This window comes from Photorhabdus namnaonensis (assembly GCF_001684335.1).
Classification (GTDB): Bacteria; Pseudomonadota; Gammaproteobacteria; order Enterobacterales; family Enterobacteriaceae; genus Photorhabdus; species Photorhabdus namnaonensis.
The window spans coordinates 1-19,837 of sequence record NZ_LOIC01000077.1 but is presented as its reverse complement, the minus strand read 5'-3'; the positions used below and the strand labels follow the sequence as shown (position 1 = coordinate 19,837).

The window sequence follows — 19,837 nt, the reverse complement described above, 5'->3', positions numbered from 1 at the left end:
AGAATAGGTAATTATGACTTTTCAAATTAATGCACAACAGGATTATCATGCTTTAAATGCCTTGCTCAATCTGTACGATAGTGAAGGAAAGATTCAATTTGATAAAGACAAACTGGCTACTCATTACTATTTTCGCCAGCATGTAAATCCAAACACACTATTTTTTGATAGCTTAAAAGAGAAGCTGGATTTCCTCCAACAAGAGGGATATTACGAAACAAACGTGCTGGAACAATACGATTTTGCTTTTATTAAAAAGCTCTTTCAGCAAGCCTATAGCAAAAAATTCCGCTTTCAAACCTTTCTGGGCGCATTCAAATATTACACCGGCTATACTCTGAAAACCTTCGATAATAAACGTTATCTGGAACGCTATGAAGATCGGGTATGCATGGTCGCACTGACCTTGGCCCAAGGCGATCAGCTGCTGGCTTGTCGTCTGGTGGATGAGATGATCAGCGGCCGTTTTCAACCAGCAACGCCAACTTTTCTTAATTGCGGTAAGAAACAGCGAGGAGAATTGGTTTCCTGTTTCCTGTTGCGCATTGAAGACAATATGGAATCCATCGGGCGTTCTGTTAATTCAGCACTACAGCTTTCAAAACGTGGCGGTGGTGTCGCATGCTTACTCAGTAACTTACGGGAAACGGGCGCCCCGATAAAAATGATTGAAAACCAATCATCAGGTGTTATCCCAGTGATGAAAATGCTGGAAGACGCGTTTTCATACGCCAATCAACTCGGTGCACGCCAGGGTGCGGGCGCTGTTTATCTCCATGCTCATCACCCCGATATTCTCCGTTTTCTGGATACAAAACGGGAAAACGTCGACGAAAAAATTCGTATAAAAACACTCTCTATTGGCGTCGTTATTCCTGATATCACTTTTGAGCTGGCTAAACATAATGAAGATATGTACCTATTCTCACCTTATGATATTCAACGGGTTTATGGCGTGCCAATGTCCGAAATTAGCATTACAGAAAAATATGCTGAAATGGTGAATAACCAACAAATTCGGAAATCAAAAATCAATGCCCGTGAATTTTTCATGACATTAGCTGAGATCCAATTCGAATCTGGCTATCCCTATATTATGTATGAAGACACTGTGAATGATGCTAACCCAATTAAAGGTCGGATTAATATGAGTAATTTATGTTCCGAAATTTTACAGGTTAACAGTGCCAGCGAATATGAAGATGATCTAAGTTACCGCCATATTGGCAAAGATATTAGTTGTAATCTGGGATCAATGAATATAGCTAATACAATGGATTCACCTGATTTTGCCCTCTCTATTGAAACGGCTGTCCGCGCTTTAACCGCGGTATCAGATATGAGCCATATCCGTTCAGTTCCTTCTATTGAAAAAGGAAATCAGGATTCTCATGCTATTGGTTTGGGTCAAATGAATCTTCACGGCTATTTGGCAAGAGAAAAAATTCATTATGGTTCTGAAGAGGGAATAGATTTCACCAATATCTATTTCTATATTGTCACTTACCACGCTCTGCGTACTTCCAATCAGATCGCCATTGAACGCAATAGCTACTTTAAAGGTTTTAAAGATTCTCGTTATGCCAGTGGTGAATTTTTCAATAAATATACAGAAAACACATGGCAACCTCAGACAAAAAAAGTCTCTCAATTGTTTGAACAAGCAGGAATAACCATTCCTAATCAACAAGACTGGCTTACATTAAAAGCCTCAATTATGACTCACGGTATCTACAATCAAAATCTCCAAGCTATTGCTCCTACCGGTTCTATTTCATATATCAACAATTCAACCTCAAGCATTCACCCGATTGTATCCCGTATTGAGATTCGTAAAGATGGTAAAACAGGACGAGTATATTATCCAGCGCCATTTATGACGAATAATAATCTTGAATATTACCAAAATGCTTACGAAATAGGACCGAAAAAGATTATTGATACTTATGCTATAGCTACTCAACACGTCGACCAAGGATTATCACTGACACTCTTTTTCAAAGACGATACCACTACCCGTGATATTAACAAAGCCCAAATTTATGCCTGGCGTAAAGGAATTAAAACACTTTATTACATCCGTCTGAAACAAACTGCTCTGGAAGGCACGGAAGTACAAGATTGTGTTTCATGCTCACTGTAAAATGATTCTGGAAATTTATTATGATTAGTAATCCTATACGCGCAATTAACTGGAACCGGATTGAAGATGATAAAGATCTAGAAGTTTGGAACCGACTGACAACTAATTTTTGGTTACCGGAAAAAATTCCATTATCCAATGATATTCCTTCATGGAATACACTGACGACAGAAGAAAAAGAGCTGACTATTCGGGTATTCACCGGGCTGACACTACTGGACACAATTCAGAACACCGTTGGCGCTCCAGCGTTAATGGAAGATGCTCTGACACCTCACGAAGAAGCGGTTATGTCCAATATTAGCTTTATGGAAGCTGTTCACGCACGTTCTTATAGTTCCATTTTTTCAACATTATGCCTAACAACTGATGTGGATGATGCTTATCGCTGGAGTGAAAGGAATATTTCATTACAGAATAAAGCTAAAATTATATTAAATCATTATAGTTATCATCATCCATTAAAGAAAAAGGTTGCCAGTGTTTTTCTAGAATCATTTTTATTCTATTCAGGCTTCTATTTACCTATGTATTGGTCAAGTCGAGGAATATTAACAAATACAGCCGATTTAATCCGACTTATTATCCGAGATGAAGCCATTCATGGTTATTATATTGGATATAAATTTCAACAATCATTAAATAAATATTCAACATTAGAGCAAAAAGAAATTAAAGAATTCACTTTTTCATTATTATTAGAATTATACGAAAATGAAATTAAATATACAGAAGAACTTTATGATATTGTTGGCTGGAGTGAAGATGTTAAAAAATTCTTGCATTATAATGCTAATAAAGCGTTAATGAACCTTGGCTACGAAACCTTATTTCCTCCAGAAATGACAGATGTCAGCCCTGCAATCCTATCTGCATTATCACCAAATGCCAATGAAAACCATGATTTCTTTTCTGGTTCAGGTTCATCATATGTTATCGGTAAAGCAGTTAATACTGAGGATGAAGATTGGAATTTCTAAAGAGAATGGTTTGATTTTACATAGGATAATTCAAAATAACTATAATACTCTAATATTTTAATGGCCAGATTATTGAGCCTCTTTTTTAAACGATAAAACGCCATAAAATCCTTATATTTTTATGGCGTTTTTTCATAACTGTTACCATCTCTACAGATATTTTTTACCATCCCCGCCTCTTATTATCATCCTAAACAACAAGAAACATTAATGTAACTAATTAATTCCAAATTAAATTTCATCACAATTAGATATAATCAACATCATAAACTAATAATCGATTCCATTTACAACATGGTAAATAATTTATTTGGCAACTAGATGAAAAAACATATTAATAACAACAGCATAGATGATATTTATCCTTTTAATAACCACATTGATTTATACGAAATAATTTGCCAATAACAATGAAATTACGACAAATACATCTAATTTAAGTCATTTAATATTACTATTTTTTACATTAATTATTATTAACATAGGGTTGTCAGGCTCTCTCAGTATGTTAGGGTATATATATTCAAAGAATCATGCAGAGATGAATAATGCATAACACCATTACATAACCATCGAAAGGGAAGTAACTATTTCATGGCAATTAAACTTGAAGTTAAAAACCTCTATAAGATATTTGGCGATCATCCAGAATATGCTTTCAAATTATTGAATTCAGGCTTAAGCAAAGATCAGATATTTGAAAAGACAGGTATGACTGTCGGCATACAAAATGCCAATCTGGCCATTGAAGAAGGAGAAATATTTGTCATCATGGGATTATCAGGCTCCGGCAAATCCACAATGGTACGCCTTCTCAATCGTCTGATAAAACCGACTCGCGGCCAGGTACTAATTGACGGTGAAGATATTTCTGAGATTCCAGAAACAGCATTAAGAGAAATTCGCCGTAACAAAATCAGTATGGTTTTCCAATCATTTGCACTGATGCCACATCTAAACGTACTGGAAAACAGCGCCTTTGGTATGGAACTTGCCGGGATCGCCAAACAAGAGCGCGATAAAAAAGCATTGGATGCACTGAAACAGGTAAACCTGGAAAATTATGCGCAATCCTATCCAGATGAGCTATCAGGCGGAATGCGCCAACGTGTCGGGCTTGCCAGAGCATTAGCTAATAACCCAGATATTTTGCTAATGGATGAAGCGTTTTCTGCCCTCGACCCATTAATTCGTACAGAAATGCAAGATGAACTGTTAAGTCTGCAAGGCAATCAGCCACGGACTATCGTCTTTATTTCTCACGATTTAGATGAAGCAATGCGCATCGGCGATCGGATTGCCATTATGCAAGACGGTGTTGTTGTACAAGTCGGCACGCCTGATGAAATCCTGAATAATCCAGCAAATGACTATGTGAAAACTTTCTTTCGTGGCGTAGATATCAGCCATGTATTTAGTGCTAAAGACATTGCCCGCCGCCGTCCAGACTCTCTGCTTCATATTGCACCCGGTTTTGGTCCTCTTTCTGCATTGAAAGTCCTCGATGACGAAAACAGAAACTATGGTTACTTGATCGAACATGGACAAAAATTCGCCGGTATAGTTTCCACAAATTCATTGGAAAAAGCATTACGGGAAAAAAAACTTATCGAACACGCCATATTAGCGGAACCGACCGCCGTTGCCGCAGATATGCCCCTCAATGAGCTGATTGCTGTTGTAGCACAATCACCTTGTGCGGTTCCGGTTGTTGGAAATAACGACAAATACATCGGCGTTATTTCCAAAGGGATGCTGTTGCAGGCATTAGATAAGGAGACACCAAATGAGTAATCAAAACGAACATCAAACTCAGCCTGGACAGAATACACAAGATGCCCCTTCCTCTAATGTGGATAATACAGATCCCTGGAACAACGGAACCAGTGCTGACAATGCAACAGGTTCTGACTGGCTGGATGCTCCCACAACTACGGTACAGCCTGAACATTTCAATATCATGGACCCATTCCAGCACCCACTTATCCCCTTAGATTCATGGGTAACTCATGCCATTGATTGGATTGTGCTAAATTTTCGTCCTGCATTTCAGGGGATACGCATCCCCATTGATTTTGTTCTCAGTGGCTTTGAACAATGTCTGACTTCAATACCAGCGCCTATTGCCATCCTATTTTTCGCCTTGATTGCCTGGCAGTTATCAGGCATTAGCATGGGTATTACCGCGCTGATTTCTCTGGTAATTATTGGTGCAATAGGCGCATGGTCTGAAGCGATGGTTACGCTATCACTAGCTCTGACATCTCTGTTGTTCTGCACTATCGTTGGCTTACCACTCGGTATATGGCTGGCACACAGCAAAAGAGCTGCAAAAATCATTCAACCTCTGCTTGATGCTATGCAAACCACACCGGCATTCGTCTATCTGGTTCCAATTGTCATGCTGTTTGGCATCGGTAACGTGCCTGGAGTTATCGTTACCATTATCTTTGCTCTACCCCCGATTGTCCGTCTGACAATTTTAGGCATCAAACAAGTTCCGACAGATCTGATAGAAGCAGCCGAATCTTTTGGCGCCAGCCCTCGCCAGATGCTGTTTAAAGTTCAATTACCACTGGCTATGCCAACCATTATGGCCGGTGTCAACCAAACCCTGATGCTGGCCCTATCAATGGTTGTTATTGCATCAATGATTGCAGTTGGCGGTTTAGGCCAAATGGTTTTGCGAGGTATTGGCCGTCTCGATATGGGACTTGCCGCAGTAGGCGGCGTCGGGATTGTTATTCTGGCGATTCTCCTTGACCGCCTAACACAGTCTCTTGGCCGCGATAACCGAACGAAAGGAGTAAATCGCTGGTATGCCACTGGGCCAATTGGGTTAATTACTCGTTTATTCAGCCAAAAAGCATAACCTTCAAAAACACCGATCAAACCACAAGAGTTTGGTAAATACATGATGACTGCAACAGGAGGAAAAACCATGCGCAAAATAGTTATCTGGGCGATATCCCTGTCATCACTGATAAGCTCTCAATTATTCGCTGTCGAACTACCAGGTAAAGGTATCAGCGTACAACCCGTACAAAGCACCCTTAGCGAAGAAACATTCCAGACGTTGATCGTCAGTAAAGCATTGGAAAAACTTGGCTATGATGTCAAACCCATCAAAGAAGTAGACTACAACGTCGCTTATTCCTCTATCGCTTCCGGTGACGCAACCTTTATGACCGTGAGTTGGGAACCATTGCATAACACTCAATATCAGGCAACAGGTGGTAATGCAAAATTCTACCGTGTTGGCAACTATGTAGAAAATGCCGCTCAGGGGTACTTAATCGACAAAAAAACAGCGAAAAAATACAACATCACGAATATTGCCCAACTGAAAGATCCGAAAATAGCCAAATTATTCGATACTAACGGTAATGGAAAAGCCGATTTGACTGGCTGTAATCCCGGTTGGGGCTGTGAAATCGCCATTAACCATCATCTTAAAGCTTATGGTTTAAACAATAGCGTTGAACATAATCAAGGGAACTATGCAGCTATGATGGCAGATACTATTACCCGCTATAAAGAAGGCAAACCCATCTTATATTACACATGGACACCTTATTGGGTCAGTGATGTGCTGAAACCGGGCAAAGATGTTGTCTGGCTGCAAGTTCCTTTCTCCGCTATGCCTAACGATGAAAGAATAGATACGAAACTGCCAAATGGTGCTAACTATGGTTTCCCGCCAAGTATTATGCACATTGCCGCCAATAAAAAGTGGGCAGAAGTCAACCCGTCCGCCGCCAAACTATTTTCTATCATGAAAATGCCCCTCGCTGATATCAACGCCCAAAATTTGCGGATGCATAATGGTGAAGCATCACAAACGGAGATTGAACGCCACGCCAATGGTTGGATTAAAGCTCATCAGAAATTGTTTGATGGTTGGATCGAAACCGCCGCCAAGGCTGCCAAAAATAATTAACATTCTGGATATCACAGTGAATTGGTCTATACCAATTCACTATTTTTCACTTTCATTTTCTTTTATACCAAACTTATCGACTCAATTAGTGTTTTTAAGTTTAACCCCTCGATTCCTTCTGTTTTAACATTGAATCTGATAATAAAAAATCATTACAATGTGAAAAATTTATCACGTGACTACTTACTGTTTTTAATAAATTAAATATCTATCTCCCTCACTTAACCTGCTGTTTAAATATAAGAAAACCTATCTATGGAAGAAAATATTTCCCGTACATCATTAAGCCCTGCTTTAGTAGCTCTGATAGCAATTGCCACAGGTCTGGTTGTCGCCAGCAACTACTATGCGCAACCGCTGCTCGATACTATCGCACTACAATTTAATCTGACCGCCAATGAAGCGGGATTTATTGTGACCACAGCTCAATTGAGCTATGCCGTCGGCTTGATATTCCTTGTGCCACTAGGTGATATGTTTGAGCGACGTGGCCTGATTGTCTCCATGACAATATTAGCCGCCGTTGGATTATTAATTACCGCTACATCGCAGAACATCTGGCAAATGCTATTAGGAACGGCACTGACGGGCTTATTTTCGGTAGTCGCCCAAGTACTGGTTCCTCTGGCCGCAACACTTGCCCTCCCCCACCAGCGCGGGAAAGCTGTCGGTACGATTATGAGCGGTTTACTGCTTGGAATATTACTGGCAAGAACCATATCAGGAACAATGACGACTCTTGGTGGCTGGCGAACCGTTTTTTGGGTTGCCAGCGTCTTATTGGTGATCCTTTCTTTAACATTATGGCGCTACCTGCCCCGTTATAAACAAGTAACTGATCTCAATTATTTCCAATTACTACGCTCTATTGCAAAATTCGTTACTACGACCCCTCTTCTAAGAGTACGCTCTATACTGGGGGCACTGACATTTGCCAATTTCAGCATGCTATGGACATCAATGGCATTCCTGCTCTCAGCACCTCCTTTTAACTATTCCGAAGGCGTAATCGGCTTATTTGGGTTAGTCGGTGCCGCCGGAGCACTGATGGCAACCAAAACTGGGCAACTCGTTGATAAAGGAAAAGGCTCTCTGACCACCACCATTTCTCTGGTGCTATTACTACTTTCATGGATACCGATCGGCTTAGCCAAAGAATCATTAATTGGCTTTATGATAGGTATTTTGCTTCTTGATATCGCAATTCAAGGCGTTCACGTTACGAATCAAAGCACGATATACCGCATTATGCCGGAAGCCAGAAACCGACTCACTGCCGCTTACATGACCATCTATTTTATCGGTGGAGCCTTTGGCTCTCTGGTTTCAGGCTATGCTTACAAACACTCAGGTTGGTATGGCGTCGCAGCCGCTGGCATGGCTATCTGTACAATCAACCTAATCGTTTGGTTTTTCGGCAAAAAGTACGAACCAAAGACGTCGTAAAAAAACAAGCCATGACATAAAAACGCTTAAATAAAAACATTTATGAAACATTTATTAAGGATGATATTTTCTATTTGATTTCCTTTTGTTAATGTTACATAACATTTATATAACCAGATGGATTTTATGCCTGTTTCTGATACATCATCCCCCTTAACCAGTAAAAAATCTTCTTTTACTGAAGGAATAATAGACAGTTTACCTATTGTCATCGGTTACATTCCCGTAGCCTTTGCTTTTGGTCTCAATGCTGTAAAACTTGGCTTCAACCCAATAGAAGCCATCTTCTTTTCATGCATCATCTACGCCGGTGCAAGTCAATTTGTCATCACAGCTTTATTAAGCGCAGGTACATCACTATGGATCTCTGCCCTAACAATCATGGCAATGGATGTTCGCCATATTCTTTATGGTCCATCTTTAAGGCACCGTATCAAAGATAAGTTAACGGAGAAAAAAACCGTTATCTGGGCTTTTGGTCTGACAGATGAAGTTTTTGCAGCCGCTACTGCAAAGCTTATTAAGAACCAACGGAGCTGGAGTGAAAACTGGATGGTTGCTATTGTGATCTGTTCCTGGCTGGCCTGGGTCGTAGGTACCGCAGCCGGGGCATTTCTTGGTAACGGTTATTTGGAATCCTATCCTGCCGTAGAAGCTGCCATGATTTTCATGTTACCAGCACTGTTTCTCAGTTTTCTTCTTGCTTCTTGCAGAAAGCAAAATAGTTATTGTGTTGCAACCGCGCTAACCGGGGCACTGTTGGGAATTACATTTTTCTCAATTCCAGTTGCTATTCTGGCGGGTATTGTCGGTGGCTGTATCGCAGCACTGTTACAACCGCAAAACAGTTGCAATGACTCTTCTGAACAAAAGGAAACATCATGATTGACAGCAAGATTCTGCTCATTGGGCTATTTGTTGGGTTAGCTAACTTTTCATTTCGCTATCTGCCGCTACGATTTGGGAAAGCACGTCAATCTGCCGGCAGGAAAGGTGGAAAAACCAGCGTTATTCTTGACAGTATTGGCATTGCATCCATCTGTTCTTTACTCATCGTATCGGGTGTACCTGATGTGATGAGAGAGAGTCAAAAGCTATTTCCGACCCTCATAGGTTGTCTGACTATCTGCTTAATCTTTTACAAAACAAGGAAAATTGTACTCGCAACGTTATTCGGCGCACTGCTTTTTGGACTAACATTCAAAATATTTATGAATTAGGTATCAATATTAAAAGAAATATGATGATAACAAATAACTACAATTGCTAAATTTATCTTTTAATATACCATTTGGATGTTTGATAACAAAAGTTATCTTACCAGTTGAAACTAATAAGGTATCTAAATAATGGAAAGTTCGTTTACGCCTACCGAAGAATTACTGAATATTCGTGCAGCACAGCAAGCCAAATTAAATAAAGATATCCCTTATCAAGAGATCCTGTTGACTAGGTTATCAATGCACGTCCAAAGTAAATTGCTTGAAAACCGTAATAATATGCTGAAAGCCCAGGGAATCAACGAGACTTTGTTCATGGCCCTGATGATCCTTGATACTAAGGAAAGCCACAGCATTCAGCCATCAGAATTAAGTGCCGCATTGGGTTCTTCCCGTACTAATGCCACTCGTATTGCTGATGAATTAGAGAAACAGGAATGGATTGAAAGAAAGGAAAGTCATAATGACCGCCGTTGCCTTCATCTTCATCTGACAGAACAAGGTACAAAATTTTTAAATAGTTTGCTTCCACCTCAACATGATTGCCTGAGAAGACTTTGGTCATGCCTTGACCAAGAGGAACAAAAACAGTTAGAAAAGTTAATGAGAAAATTACTGGTCAGACTTGATACAATGGGCGATTGTATCAAAAAATAGCTTGTTGTTTAATCGATCGATTTTCGACCAAACAATACTTTCTTGGTCAAATTGTTCGAAAAAATTTTCCTGTTAGCTAAGATGATATTTTCTGCAAAAAGCTAACTATTATTCTTCGATAACATTGGATCCTGTGTCGTTCACCTTTCCAGTAGCGATGATATAGCGCTACTGGAAGGTGATCTGAAAAAAATAGTATTACTAGAAGATAAATAACAAGCATGGGGATTTACTATGAGCGCAAATGAGGAAATAGAAGTACAAGCGGCACAAGATCCAAACAGTAGCAAAAAAAGGCAACGCAGTCGGGCCTTAATGTTACTAACCCTTGTCTTCTCCCTGCTCGGTGTTGCCTACTTTTTCTATTGGTTTCTCATTTTACGCCACCACCAAGAAACAGATAACGCCTACGTTACAGGTAATCAAGTTCAAATCATGTCGCAAGTTGCCGGTAGTGTCATCACCGTTAACTTTGATAATACTGACTTCGTGAAAAGCGGTAGTGTATTGGTACAACTCGATCCCCGTGATGCAGAATTAGCATTAGAAAAAGCAAAAACAGCATTAGCCAACAGTGTTCGCCAAACACATCAACAGATAGTTAACAGTAAACAGTATCAGGCTAACATCGCTCTACGCAGATCCGAATTAACCAAAGTTCGAAATGATCTTAGCCGCCGTGAAATACTTAGCGTTCAAAAAGTCATTGGCAAAGAAGAGTTGCAGCATGCGCAGGAAGCCGTCGCCAGCGCCCGAGCCGCGCTGGATATGGCTATCGAACAATATAACGCTAATCAAGCAATTGTTCTGAATACGCCTCTAGAGAAACAACCTGCCGTTGAACAAGCTGCAACGGAAGTCCGTAATGCCTGGCTGGCGCTACAACGCACGAAAATAGTCAGCCCAATCGATGGCTATGTTTCACGCCGTAGTGTACAAGTTGGTGCACAAATTAATAAAAATACGCCACTAATGGCGATAGTTTCGGCAAACGATATGTGGATCGAAGCTAACTTCAAAGAGACGCAAATTTCTGGTATGCGCATTGGTCAACCCGTGGAAATCACCAGCGATTTCTATGGTGGGAGCAAAGTATTTAGCGGCAAAATTACTGGCCTTGATATGGGTACTGGCAGCGCCTTCTCTTTATTACCCGCTCAGAACGCCAGTGGCAATTGGATTAAGGTTGTACAACGTTTACCCATCCGCATTGAATTTGATCCTGGGCAATTAGAAAAATACCCATTACGCATCGGTCTCTCGACTAAAGTCAGAGTAGATACTACAAATCCTAACGGCCCCGTTCTGTCTGATAAAACACGCACCAAATCGGCTTATCACACCACGGCTCTGGCAATAGATATGTCTCCTGCCAATAAGATAGTTAATGACATTATTAATAGTAATGCTGGAAAATAATACCGGAGGCCAAGGTGATAAGACAGCCGCTTACAGGCGCCAAACTTGCATGGATGACCATTGCGTTATCCTTGGCAACATTCATGCAAGTGTTAGATTCCACCATTGCTAACGTAGCAATACCCACTATTTCAGGTAATCTGGGATCATCTAATTCTCAAGGGATCTGGGTCATTACCTCTTTCGGCGTTGCCAATGCAATTTCCATCCCGATTACTGGATGGTTGGCAAAACGCATCGGCGAAGTTAAATTATTCATCTGGTCAACCGCGCTATTCTCCATCGCTTCTTGGTTATGCGGTATTTCCAACAGTCTTAACATGCTAATCTTCTTTCGGGTTATTCAAGGATTAGTCGCAGGTCCTCTTATCCCTCTTTCACAAAGCCTACTCCTGAACAATTATCCACCAGCCAAAGGAAATATGGCATTGGCGTTATGGTCACTCACGATTATTGTCGCGCCGATTTTTGGTCCTATTCTGGGTGGTTACATCAGTGATAACTACCATTGGGGATGGATTTTCTTTATCAACGTTCCTGTTGGTATAGCGGTTATTCTGATTGCTATGCAAACGCTGAAAGGGCGTGAAACTCAAACAGAGATCAAACCTATCGACACAATAGGATTGATGTTGTTAGTTGTCGGCGTTGGTTGTTTACAAATCATGCTAGATCAAGGTAAAGAGCTAGACTGGTTTAATTCTACAGAAATTATCATCTTGGCGGTTATCGCAACCATCTCATTAGCATTTCTAGTGGCATGGGAATTGACCGACGATAACCCGATTATTGACCTATCACTGTTTAAAGAGCGTAATTTTACAATTGGCTGCTTCTGTTTAAGCTTAGCTTATATGCTCTATTTCGGCACAATTGTGTTATTACCTCAATTACTACAGGAGGTGTTCGGTTATACGGCAACCTGGTCAGGTCTTGCATCAGCACCGGTAGGATTGTTGCCACTCATCATTTCGCCACTGATTGGTAAATTCAGCAATAGAGCAGATATGCGCTACATAGTGACGTTCAGCTTTGTTGTTTATGCCATCTGCTATTACTGGCGTGCATATACATTCGAACCAGGCATGGATTTTGCCGCAGTCGCATGGCCTCAGTTTATCCAGGGGTTTGCTATTGCCTGTTTCTTTATGCCACTCACAACCATTACCCTTTCTGGTTTACCGGCAGGGCGAGTGGCATCCGCATCAAGTCTATCGAATTTTATCCGAACGTTGGCAGGTTCAATAGGAACATCACTAACGACAACCATGTGGACCCAACGGGAATCAATGCATCATTCCCATTTTACCGAACACATCAATCCTTATAGCCCTGATACTCAACAGATTTATCAACAATTATCGGAATCGGGAATGAGTAACCAACAAATTCCCGCTTATCTGGCAAAAGAGATTACCCATCAAGGACTCATAATTTCAGCGAATGAAATTTTCTGGCTCTCCGCCAGCGTATTCCTGATATTAATCGTACTCGTGTGGTTTGCGAAACCACCATTCACACAAGGAAGTAAAGAGAATATTGGCGGAGCGCACTAAATCTTAAATAGCAAAGCGGGGAACATGACACTCCCCCGCTTTTCCTATCAAACTTTATTCTGTCGCCACCATTCAGCCAGCATAATGCCAGTTGCAACAGAAACGTTCAGACTTTCGACTAAACCCGTGCCGCCAACAAACAAGCTCATATCACCATGTTTCCAAGCACTGTCACTCAAACCATCACGTTCCTGACCAAGAACCAGAACCATTTTTTCCGGTAATTCAGCTTTAGCTAAATCGGTACTACCTTTATGGCTGGATGTCGTCACAATGGTGTAACCCGCTTGACGAAATTTATTCAATGTGGCGAGCAAGCTATCAGCATCGATACCTTTAATATGCTCAGCGCCACCTTCTGCTGTACGGATAGCCGCCCCCGACTCCAGCAAGGCCACATCATGCAAAATCACCCCTTGCACACCGAAATGCGCACAGCTTCGCATAATAGCGCCAAGGTTGTGAGGATTACCCACATCTTCAAGAGCCAAAACACAATCTTTTACTGGAACATCTTTCAGGTAGGTCTCTGCGTCCAAACCGTTACGTTTCTTAATCAGAAAACAAACACCACCATGATGTTCAGTACCTGACACTTTTGTCAGTTCAGCTTCATCCACAACGTGATAGGCTTTACGGTTAGCAGCCATCCATTTCAGCGCATTGCGGAAACGCGGTGTCACTGACTCAACAAACCAAGCACGCACTATCGCTTCAGAACGGTTTTTAAACATCGCCTGACAAGCATTTTCACCATAAATCCGGGTTTCTTCCATGCGCTGACGACGGAGCTGTTCAGGATCAATCTGGCTTTTCCCACTGATACCACCATGCTCTGATGGTAAAGAATCACTCTCAGGGCGCGACACTGTTTTCCAAGGCGATCTTTCACGCTCATTGACACGCGGAGAACGGGATGTGCGCTCACCGTCCCGACGACGCTGACCTTGATCGCGCCCTTTGCCAGACGGACGTTTGTTATTGCTGCGGCTGTCATTATCGCCCTCACTGCGGACATACATCACTTTGACTTTGCCATTTTTACCACTGTATGAATCGTTCATTCGTTTCTCCAACTGCTTTATGGCGCGAAGATTACCTGATGTGCGCATCTTAAGCTACCTCTGACAACCATAATCCAATAAAATGCGCCCTTAATTTTCCTGCTTTCGGCGAGGCATGCCGTACTTGCCACGGAGAGCACAGTCAGGCTACCTGTTAAAACAGACACCCACCGAAGATATTCAAGCTACAGCCTGGGACCATTTTAGAACAAGCTGGCAATTTAATTGCTTCTCAGCAACCGCATCCGATAACGTAAGTCACAGCAATGATTTGCGAAATCAGCTACAGTTATCAATTAACCACAAATAAGGAGCCTCCTGATGAGCCAGCGCGGACTTGAAGCTTTATTACGCCCTAAATCCATTGCTGTAATTGGCGCCTCAGAAAAACCAGAACGAGCGGGTTCAGTTATGATGCGCAACCTGCTCGCAGGAGGCTTTGCCGGGCCAATACTACCGGTAACCCCCAATAGTCGCTCTGTTCAAGGGGTTTTCGCTTACCCTTCAATAGATAAATTACCAATCACACCAGATTTAGCCATTATCTGTACTCATCACCACCGCAATTTGCCATGCCTGGAACAACTGGGGCAATTGGGTTGCAAGACAGTGATTATTCTTTCTTCACCAAAGCCTCAATTTCCTGAACTAAAACAGTGTTGCCAGCGCTATAGCATCCGACTACTAGGACCAAACAGTTTGGGACTATTAGCCCCCTGGCAAGGGCTGAACGCCAGCTTTTCTCCGATTCCAATTCTCAAAGGGAAATTAGCCTTTATTTCTCAATCTGCGGCAGTCTCAAATACGATTCTTGACTGGGCGCAACATCGGGGCGTCGGATTTTCCTACTTTATCGCGTTAGGTGACAGTGTAGATATCGATATTGATCATCTGCTCGATTTTCTGGCTCGTGATAGTAAAACCAGTGCTATCTTGCTCTATGTAGAGCATATCCATGACGCTCGTCGCTTTCTTTCAGCATCCAGAAGCGCTTCTCGCAATAAACCTATCTTGGTGGTCAAAAGCGGCCGTACCAAACGAGCACAGAAATTGCTTGGTGAACAACAAAATCTGGATGCAGCTTATGATGCAGCAATTCAGCGAGCCGGATTATTACGCGTCCAAGATACGCATGAAATGTTTTCTGCTGTAGAAACCCTAAGCCATATGTCGCCTTTACGGGGAGAACGACTATTTATCGTCAGCAATGGCGCCGCTCCAACAGCAATGGCGCTGGATGAATTATTCCGCCGTAACGGTAAGCTGGCAATATTAGGTGAAGAGACAACCAAGGCATTAAAAACACAATTACCAGAAACTATCTCCCTACATAATCCTCTGGATTTAAGAGATGACTCCACGGTGGAACGTTATATCGCCGCGTTAAAACCGTTACTAGACAGCCACGACCATGATGCCCTGTTGCTCATCCATTCTCCTAGCGCAATTGCTCCCGGTATTCAAACCGCTACAAAAGTCATTGAAACAATCCGTAAACACCCAAGAGGAAAATGGCTAACTGTTTTTACCAATTGGTGCGGTGAATACTCTTCTCAAGAAGCACGCCGCCTATTCAGTGAAGCAGGTATTCCAACTTATCGCACCCCAGAAGGGGCAATTACTGCTTTCATGCACATGGTGGAATATCGCCGTAATCAAAAGCAATTAACAGAAACACCCGCCCTACCAGCAAACATCACCGCTAATACTGCACGTGCCCATCAATGCATACAACAAGCGCTGGAACAAGGAAACTCTCGTCTAGATACCCATGAAGTTCAACCTATTCTGGCAGCCTATGGCCTCAATACATTGCCAACATGGATTGCTTATAACAGTGATGAAGCAGTCAATATTGCCCAACAGATCGGTTATCCTGTCGCTCTGAAATTACGCTCGCCAGATATCCCGCATAAATCAGAAGTTCAGGGGGTTATGCTCTATTTGCGAAATGCAAATGAGGTCAAGGCTTCTGCTCAAGCGATTATCGAACGTGTCAACCAGAATTTCCCACACGCAAGAATTCAAGGGCTGTTAGTTCAAAGCATGGCAAACCGTGCCGGCGCACAAGAGCTACGTATTGCCGTAGAACAAGATGAGGTATTTGGCCCACTGATTATGTTAGGTGAAGGCGGTATTGAGTGGTCGCAGGAAACACAAGTAGCCGTCGCGTTGCCGCCACTCAATATGGCATTAGCGCGATATCTGGTTATTCAGGCGATTAAAAGTAGAAAAATTAAGCTCAAGGGCGCTCCCCAATCATTAGACATACTAGCACTCAGCCGACTGTTAGTTCAGGTATCTAATCTGTTACTTGATTGCCCGCAAATTGTACGACTAGATATTCATCCGTTACTGGCTTCCGGAGACGAATTCACATTATTAGATGTTTCAATGGAATTGTCTTCGATAGAAGGTGATCCACGAACCCGATTAGCTATCCGTCCATATCCAAGCGAACTAGAAGAAACGATAAAACTCAGAGGGGATGCAGAATGCCTACTACGTCCGATTCTGCCAGAAGATGAACCGTTGCTGAAAGATTTTATCGGCCAGGTTACTAAAGAAGATCTCTATTACCGCTACTTTAGTGAAATCAGTGAATTCACACATGATGATCTGGCAAATATGACTCAGATTGATTACGACCGCGAAATGGCATTTGTTGCCATACGACATCCTAAAACGACTCCGGAAATTATCGGGGTTACTCGTGCCATAGCTGATCCTGATAATATCGAAGCAGAATTCGCTGTGCTAGTGCGTTCTGACTTAAAAGGGATTACCCTTGGATATCAGCTTATGATAAAACTGATTAACTATACACGAGAGTATGGCATAAAACGCCTTAATGCTATCACCATGCCAGAAAACCGTACTATGATAAAACTGGCTAAAAAACTGGGATTTACCATAGATGTTCAATTTGAGGATAGCATTGTAAACTTATCCCTCGAACTTTAAATTAACTTCGTGATGAATCGCACAGACTTGAATCATTAGGCATTAGAGCGTTAAATCATGCTCACAATTAGCCAGACTAATGGTATTATCGCCAGATCATTTGATTCATTGCTTTACATAATAGTCTTTTAGCCATCCAACATAAGAGAAAAAGCGCACTGTGATGTTGTCTAAATTCAAACAAGCTAAACATCAACAACACCTTGCACAACTGCCTAAGCTACCTCAGTCAGTTGCTGATGTTAAAACACTTTATCAACCTGAAGTGTTCCGCAGCACCCTGCTGGAAAAAATTGCTAACGCTGAAAAACATATTTATATCATCTCCCTCTATCTGGAAAATGATGACGCAGGGAGAGATATCCTGAATGCACTTTATACAGCTAAACAACAACGTCCGGACTTGGACATTAAAGTGCTCGTTGACTGGCATCGGGCACAACGTGGACGAATTGGCGCCGCTGCAATGGTAACGAATGCCGATTGGTATTGTTCTATGGCAGAAGCTTATCCCGATGTGAAAATTCCAGTACTAGGTGTGCCTGTAAATACCCGTGAAGCACTGGGTGTTTTACATTTAAAAGGTTTTATCTTTGACGATACTGTAATTTATAGCGGGGCAAGCATTAATGACGTTTATCTCCATCAACATGATAAATATCGTTATGATCGCTACCATTTGCTTCACAATGCAGAACTTGCAAAAGCAATGAAACACTTTGTTGATAATTACATTATCGCTACAGGAGCGGTACAGAAACTGGATTGTAAGGATCGTCCTCGTATTCCTGAAATTAAAAACCTGATCCGTCAATTACGTTTTTCTTTGCGACACACGACCTATAAAATCAATAATCAGGCAACGAATGATGAATTATCTGTTACTCCACTTGCTGGTCTGGGAAAGAAAAACCTGCTAAATAAAACCATTAGTCATCTAATCGCCAGCACAGAACAAAAACTGATTATTTGTACTCCGTATTTTAATCTTCCAGCTATCATTGTCCGACGGATTGTTAATCTACTCCGTAAAGGTAAACACGTGGAAATTATTGTTGGAGATAAAACTGCTAACGATTTTTATATTCCACCAGAAGAACCATTTAAAATTATCGGCGCATTACCCTATTTATATGAAATCAATCTACGCCGTTTCATCAGCAGACTACAATATTATATTGATAACAATCAACTGACGATCAGGTTATGGAAAGATGGTGATAATAGCTACCACCTAAAAGGTGTGTGGGTGGACAATCAATGGCAATTGATTACAGGAAATAATCTCAATCCTCGTGCTTGGGGACTAGATTTAGAAAATGCTATTCTTATCCACGATCCTCATAAAGAAATGCAGGAGCAACGTACAGAAGAACTGCACTGTATCCGTACTTATACTACAGTTGTCAGTAATTATCAGGAATTGGACAGCATTCAGCTTTACCCAGTCAAAGTACGTAAACTTATCCGCCGCTTACGCCGTATCCGGGTAGATAAATTGATTAGTCGTATTCTATAATTGAATCGATAAAGCGAATTATCTTTTCTAAATAAAATCTCCTGATATTAAATATATTTCTGGAGATTTTTTACCATCGAATTTTAATTTAATAAATTTCAATTCTCATTTCTAACAAAATTTTTTCGAATCATAATTCTCTAATGTTTTCTTTAGAAATATTAATATAGCAGGTCACATATGCCTTATTAATCATATACTATTTTAAAGCCTCATATATTATACAATAAGGATAGTGATTTTTAACAAATTAAGAGAACATAGCACTCCCTCTTTTCAGCTTTATTCCCAATATCTGATAAAAATAAAACTTAAATAATGAAATTTATTTTCAACACTTAAATATCCGATGCTAACTCAAAAAACAAATGGCTTTTCATAATGATGCTTTACTTTCTATCAAATATTAGACCCCAAGTAATATAGCCTTTCAACCAACAAATGCAGAGGAGCAGATATATTTATAAAAAAACATCGATACAATCCCATTTTGGGATGTTATTTATTCCTAAAAGACTATAACGAACAGCTAAAATCAAATATTACCTTTCACTTAAGAAGTATATTTCAGAAATATTATTTTACTTACTTATATGTTTCTGATTTTCATCTTATGGATATTTATCGTCCGAGTGTTGAAGACATTAACCAGAAATATGGGAAATCTCATTTCCTATAATCTAGTTTATTTAAAGATAACGTTTATGAAATAAGCTCATGGAATAAATCCTTTAAGAAATCTCAACGACTATAGGAAGAAGAGCAACTTATATCATCTAATAAAAATCTATGGTCACCCTCGTTTTTGCAACACTCATTTTGATGAATTTTGGGCTTGCTTAAATCTATGGTCACCCTCGTTTTTGCAACACTCATTTTGATGAATTTTGGGCTTGCTTAAATCTATCCGGCGTCACTATAGGCAAGGA

Annotated in this window: 14 protein-coding genes; 13 read left to right on the top strand and 1 reads right to left on the bottom strand. The window is 41.0% G+C overall.

The window, feature by feature from the left end; translation table 11 throughout:
* Positions 1-13 precede the first annotated feature (13 nt).
* The 11 genes from nrdE to emrB all read left to right on the top strand — a co-directional run bounded on the left by nrdE (position 14) and on the right by emrB (position 13,361).
* Complete coding sequence (gene nrdE / locus Phpb_RS14730; protein WP_075489479.1) at positions 14-2,143, top strand: class 1b ribonucleoside-diphosphate reductase subunit alpha; 2,130 nt, start codon at positions 14-16, stop codon at positions 2,141-2,143.
* A 20-nt stretch (positions 2,144-2,163) separates the two neighbouring features.
* Positions 2,164-3,123, top strand: a complete 960-nt coding sequence (gene nrdF, locus Phpb_RS14725; protein ID WP_065390995.1) for a class 1b ribonucleoside-diphosphate reductase subunit beta — start codon at positions 2,164-2,166, stop codon at positions 3,121-3,123.
* Positions 3,124-3,717: 594 nt separating this feature from the next.
* Positions 3,718-4,917 carry a glycine betaine/L-proline ABC transporter ATP-binding protein ProV gene (proV, locus tag Phpb_RS14720; RefSeq protein WP_065390994.1) on the top strand — a complete coding sequence of 400 codons (1,200 nt, stop codon included), beginning with the start codon at positions 3,718-3,720 and terminating at the stop codon, positions 4,915-4,917.
* Positions 4,910-5,995, top strand: coding sequence for a glycine betaine/L-proline ABC transporter permease ProW (proW, locus tag Phpb_RS14715; protein ID WP_065390993.1), 1,086 nt, complete (start codon positions 4,910-4,912; stop codon positions 5,993-5,995). Before proV ends, proW begins: the two co-directional genes overlap by 8 nt.
* A gap of 69 nt (positions 5,996-6,064) precedes the next feature.
* Positions 6,065-7,063, top strand: coding sequence for a glycine betaine/L-proline ABC transporter substrate-binding protein ProX (gene proX / locus Phpb_RS14710; RefSeq protein ID WP_065390992.1), 999 nt, complete (start codon positions 6,065-6,067; stop codon positions 7,061-7,063).
* 255 nt (positions 7,064-7,318) lie between these two features.
* A complete protein-coding gene (locus Phpb_RS14705) occupies positions 7,319-8,509 on the top strand; it encodes an MFS transporter (RefSeq protein WP_065390991.1) in 1,191 nt (396 codons plus the stop codon).
* A gap of 126 nt (positions 8,510-8,635) precedes the next feature.
* Positions 8,636-9,394 (top strand): AzlC family ABC transporter permease, encoded by a 759-nt coding sequence (locus tag Phpb_RS14700; RefSeq protein WP_065390990.1) that lies wholly within the window; start codon positions 8,636-8,638, stop codon positions 9,392-9,394.
* On the top strand, positions 9,394-9,729 hold the full coding sequence (gene ygaH / locus Phpb_RS14695; RefSeq protein ID WP_205634788.1) for an L-valine transporter subunit YgaH: 336 nt from the start codon (positions 9,394-9,396) through the stop codon (positions 9,727-9,729). Before Phpb_RS14700 ends, ygaH begins: the two co-directional genes overlap by 1 nt.
* Positions 9,730-9,858: 129 nt before the next feature.
* A complete protein-coding gene (gene mprA, locus Phpb_RS14690) occupies positions 9,859-10,386 on the top strand; it encodes a transcriptional repressor MprA (protein WP_036776777.1) in 528 nt (175 codons plus the stop codon).
* Between the two features lie 234 nt (positions 10,387-10,620).
* Positions 10,621-11,805 carry a multidrug efflux MFS transporter periplasmic adaptor subunit EmrA gene (emrA, locus tag Phpb_RS14685; RefSeq protein WP_065390988.1) on the top strand — a complete coding sequence of 395 codons (1,185 nt, stop codon included), beginning with the start codon at positions 10,621-10,623 and terminating at the stop codon, positions 11,803-11,805.
* Positions 11,806-11,819: 14 nt separating this feature from the next.
* The gene (emrB, locus tag Phpb_RS14680) at positions 11,820-13,361 is read left to right on the top strand and encodes a multidrug efflux MFS transporter permease subunit EmrB (protein WP_065390987.1); all 1,542 of its coding nucleotides are present in this window, start codon (positions 11,820-11,822) and stop codon (positions 13,359-13,361) included.
* 47 nt (positions 13,362-13,408) lie between these two features.
* Here emrB and Phpb_RS14675 read toward each other — a convergent pair whose 3' ends face one another.
* A complete protein-coding gene (locus tag Phpb_RS14675; RefSeq protein ID WP_065391096.1) occupies positions 13,409-14,425 on the bottom strand; it encodes a tRNA/rRNA methyltransferase in 1,017 nt (338 codons plus the stop codon).
* A 321-nt stretch (positions 14,426-14,746) separates the two neighbouring features.
* Between Phpb_RS14675 and Phpb_RS14670 the strand changes: the two genes are divergently transcribed.
* Together Phpb_RS14670 and pssA are read left to right on the top strand one after the other, a co-directional pair.
* On the top strand, positions 14,747-17,389 hold the full coding sequence (locus Phpb_RS14670; RefSeq protein ID WP_065390986.1) for a bifunctional acetate--CoA ligase family protein/GNAT family N-acetyltransferase: 2,643 nt from the start codon (positions 14,747-14,749) through the stop codon (positions 17,387-17,389).
* Between the two features lie 163 nt (positions 17,390-17,552).
* The gene (gene pssA / locus Phpb_RS14665; RefSeq protein ID WP_065390985.1) at positions 17,553-18,908 is read left to right on the top strand and encodes a CDP-diacylglycerol--serine O-phosphatidyltransferase; all 1,356 of its coding nucleotides are present in this window, start codon (positions 17,553-17,555) and stop codon (positions 18,906-18,908) included.
* The last annotated feature ends 929 nt before the right edge of the window (positions 18,909-19,837 follow it).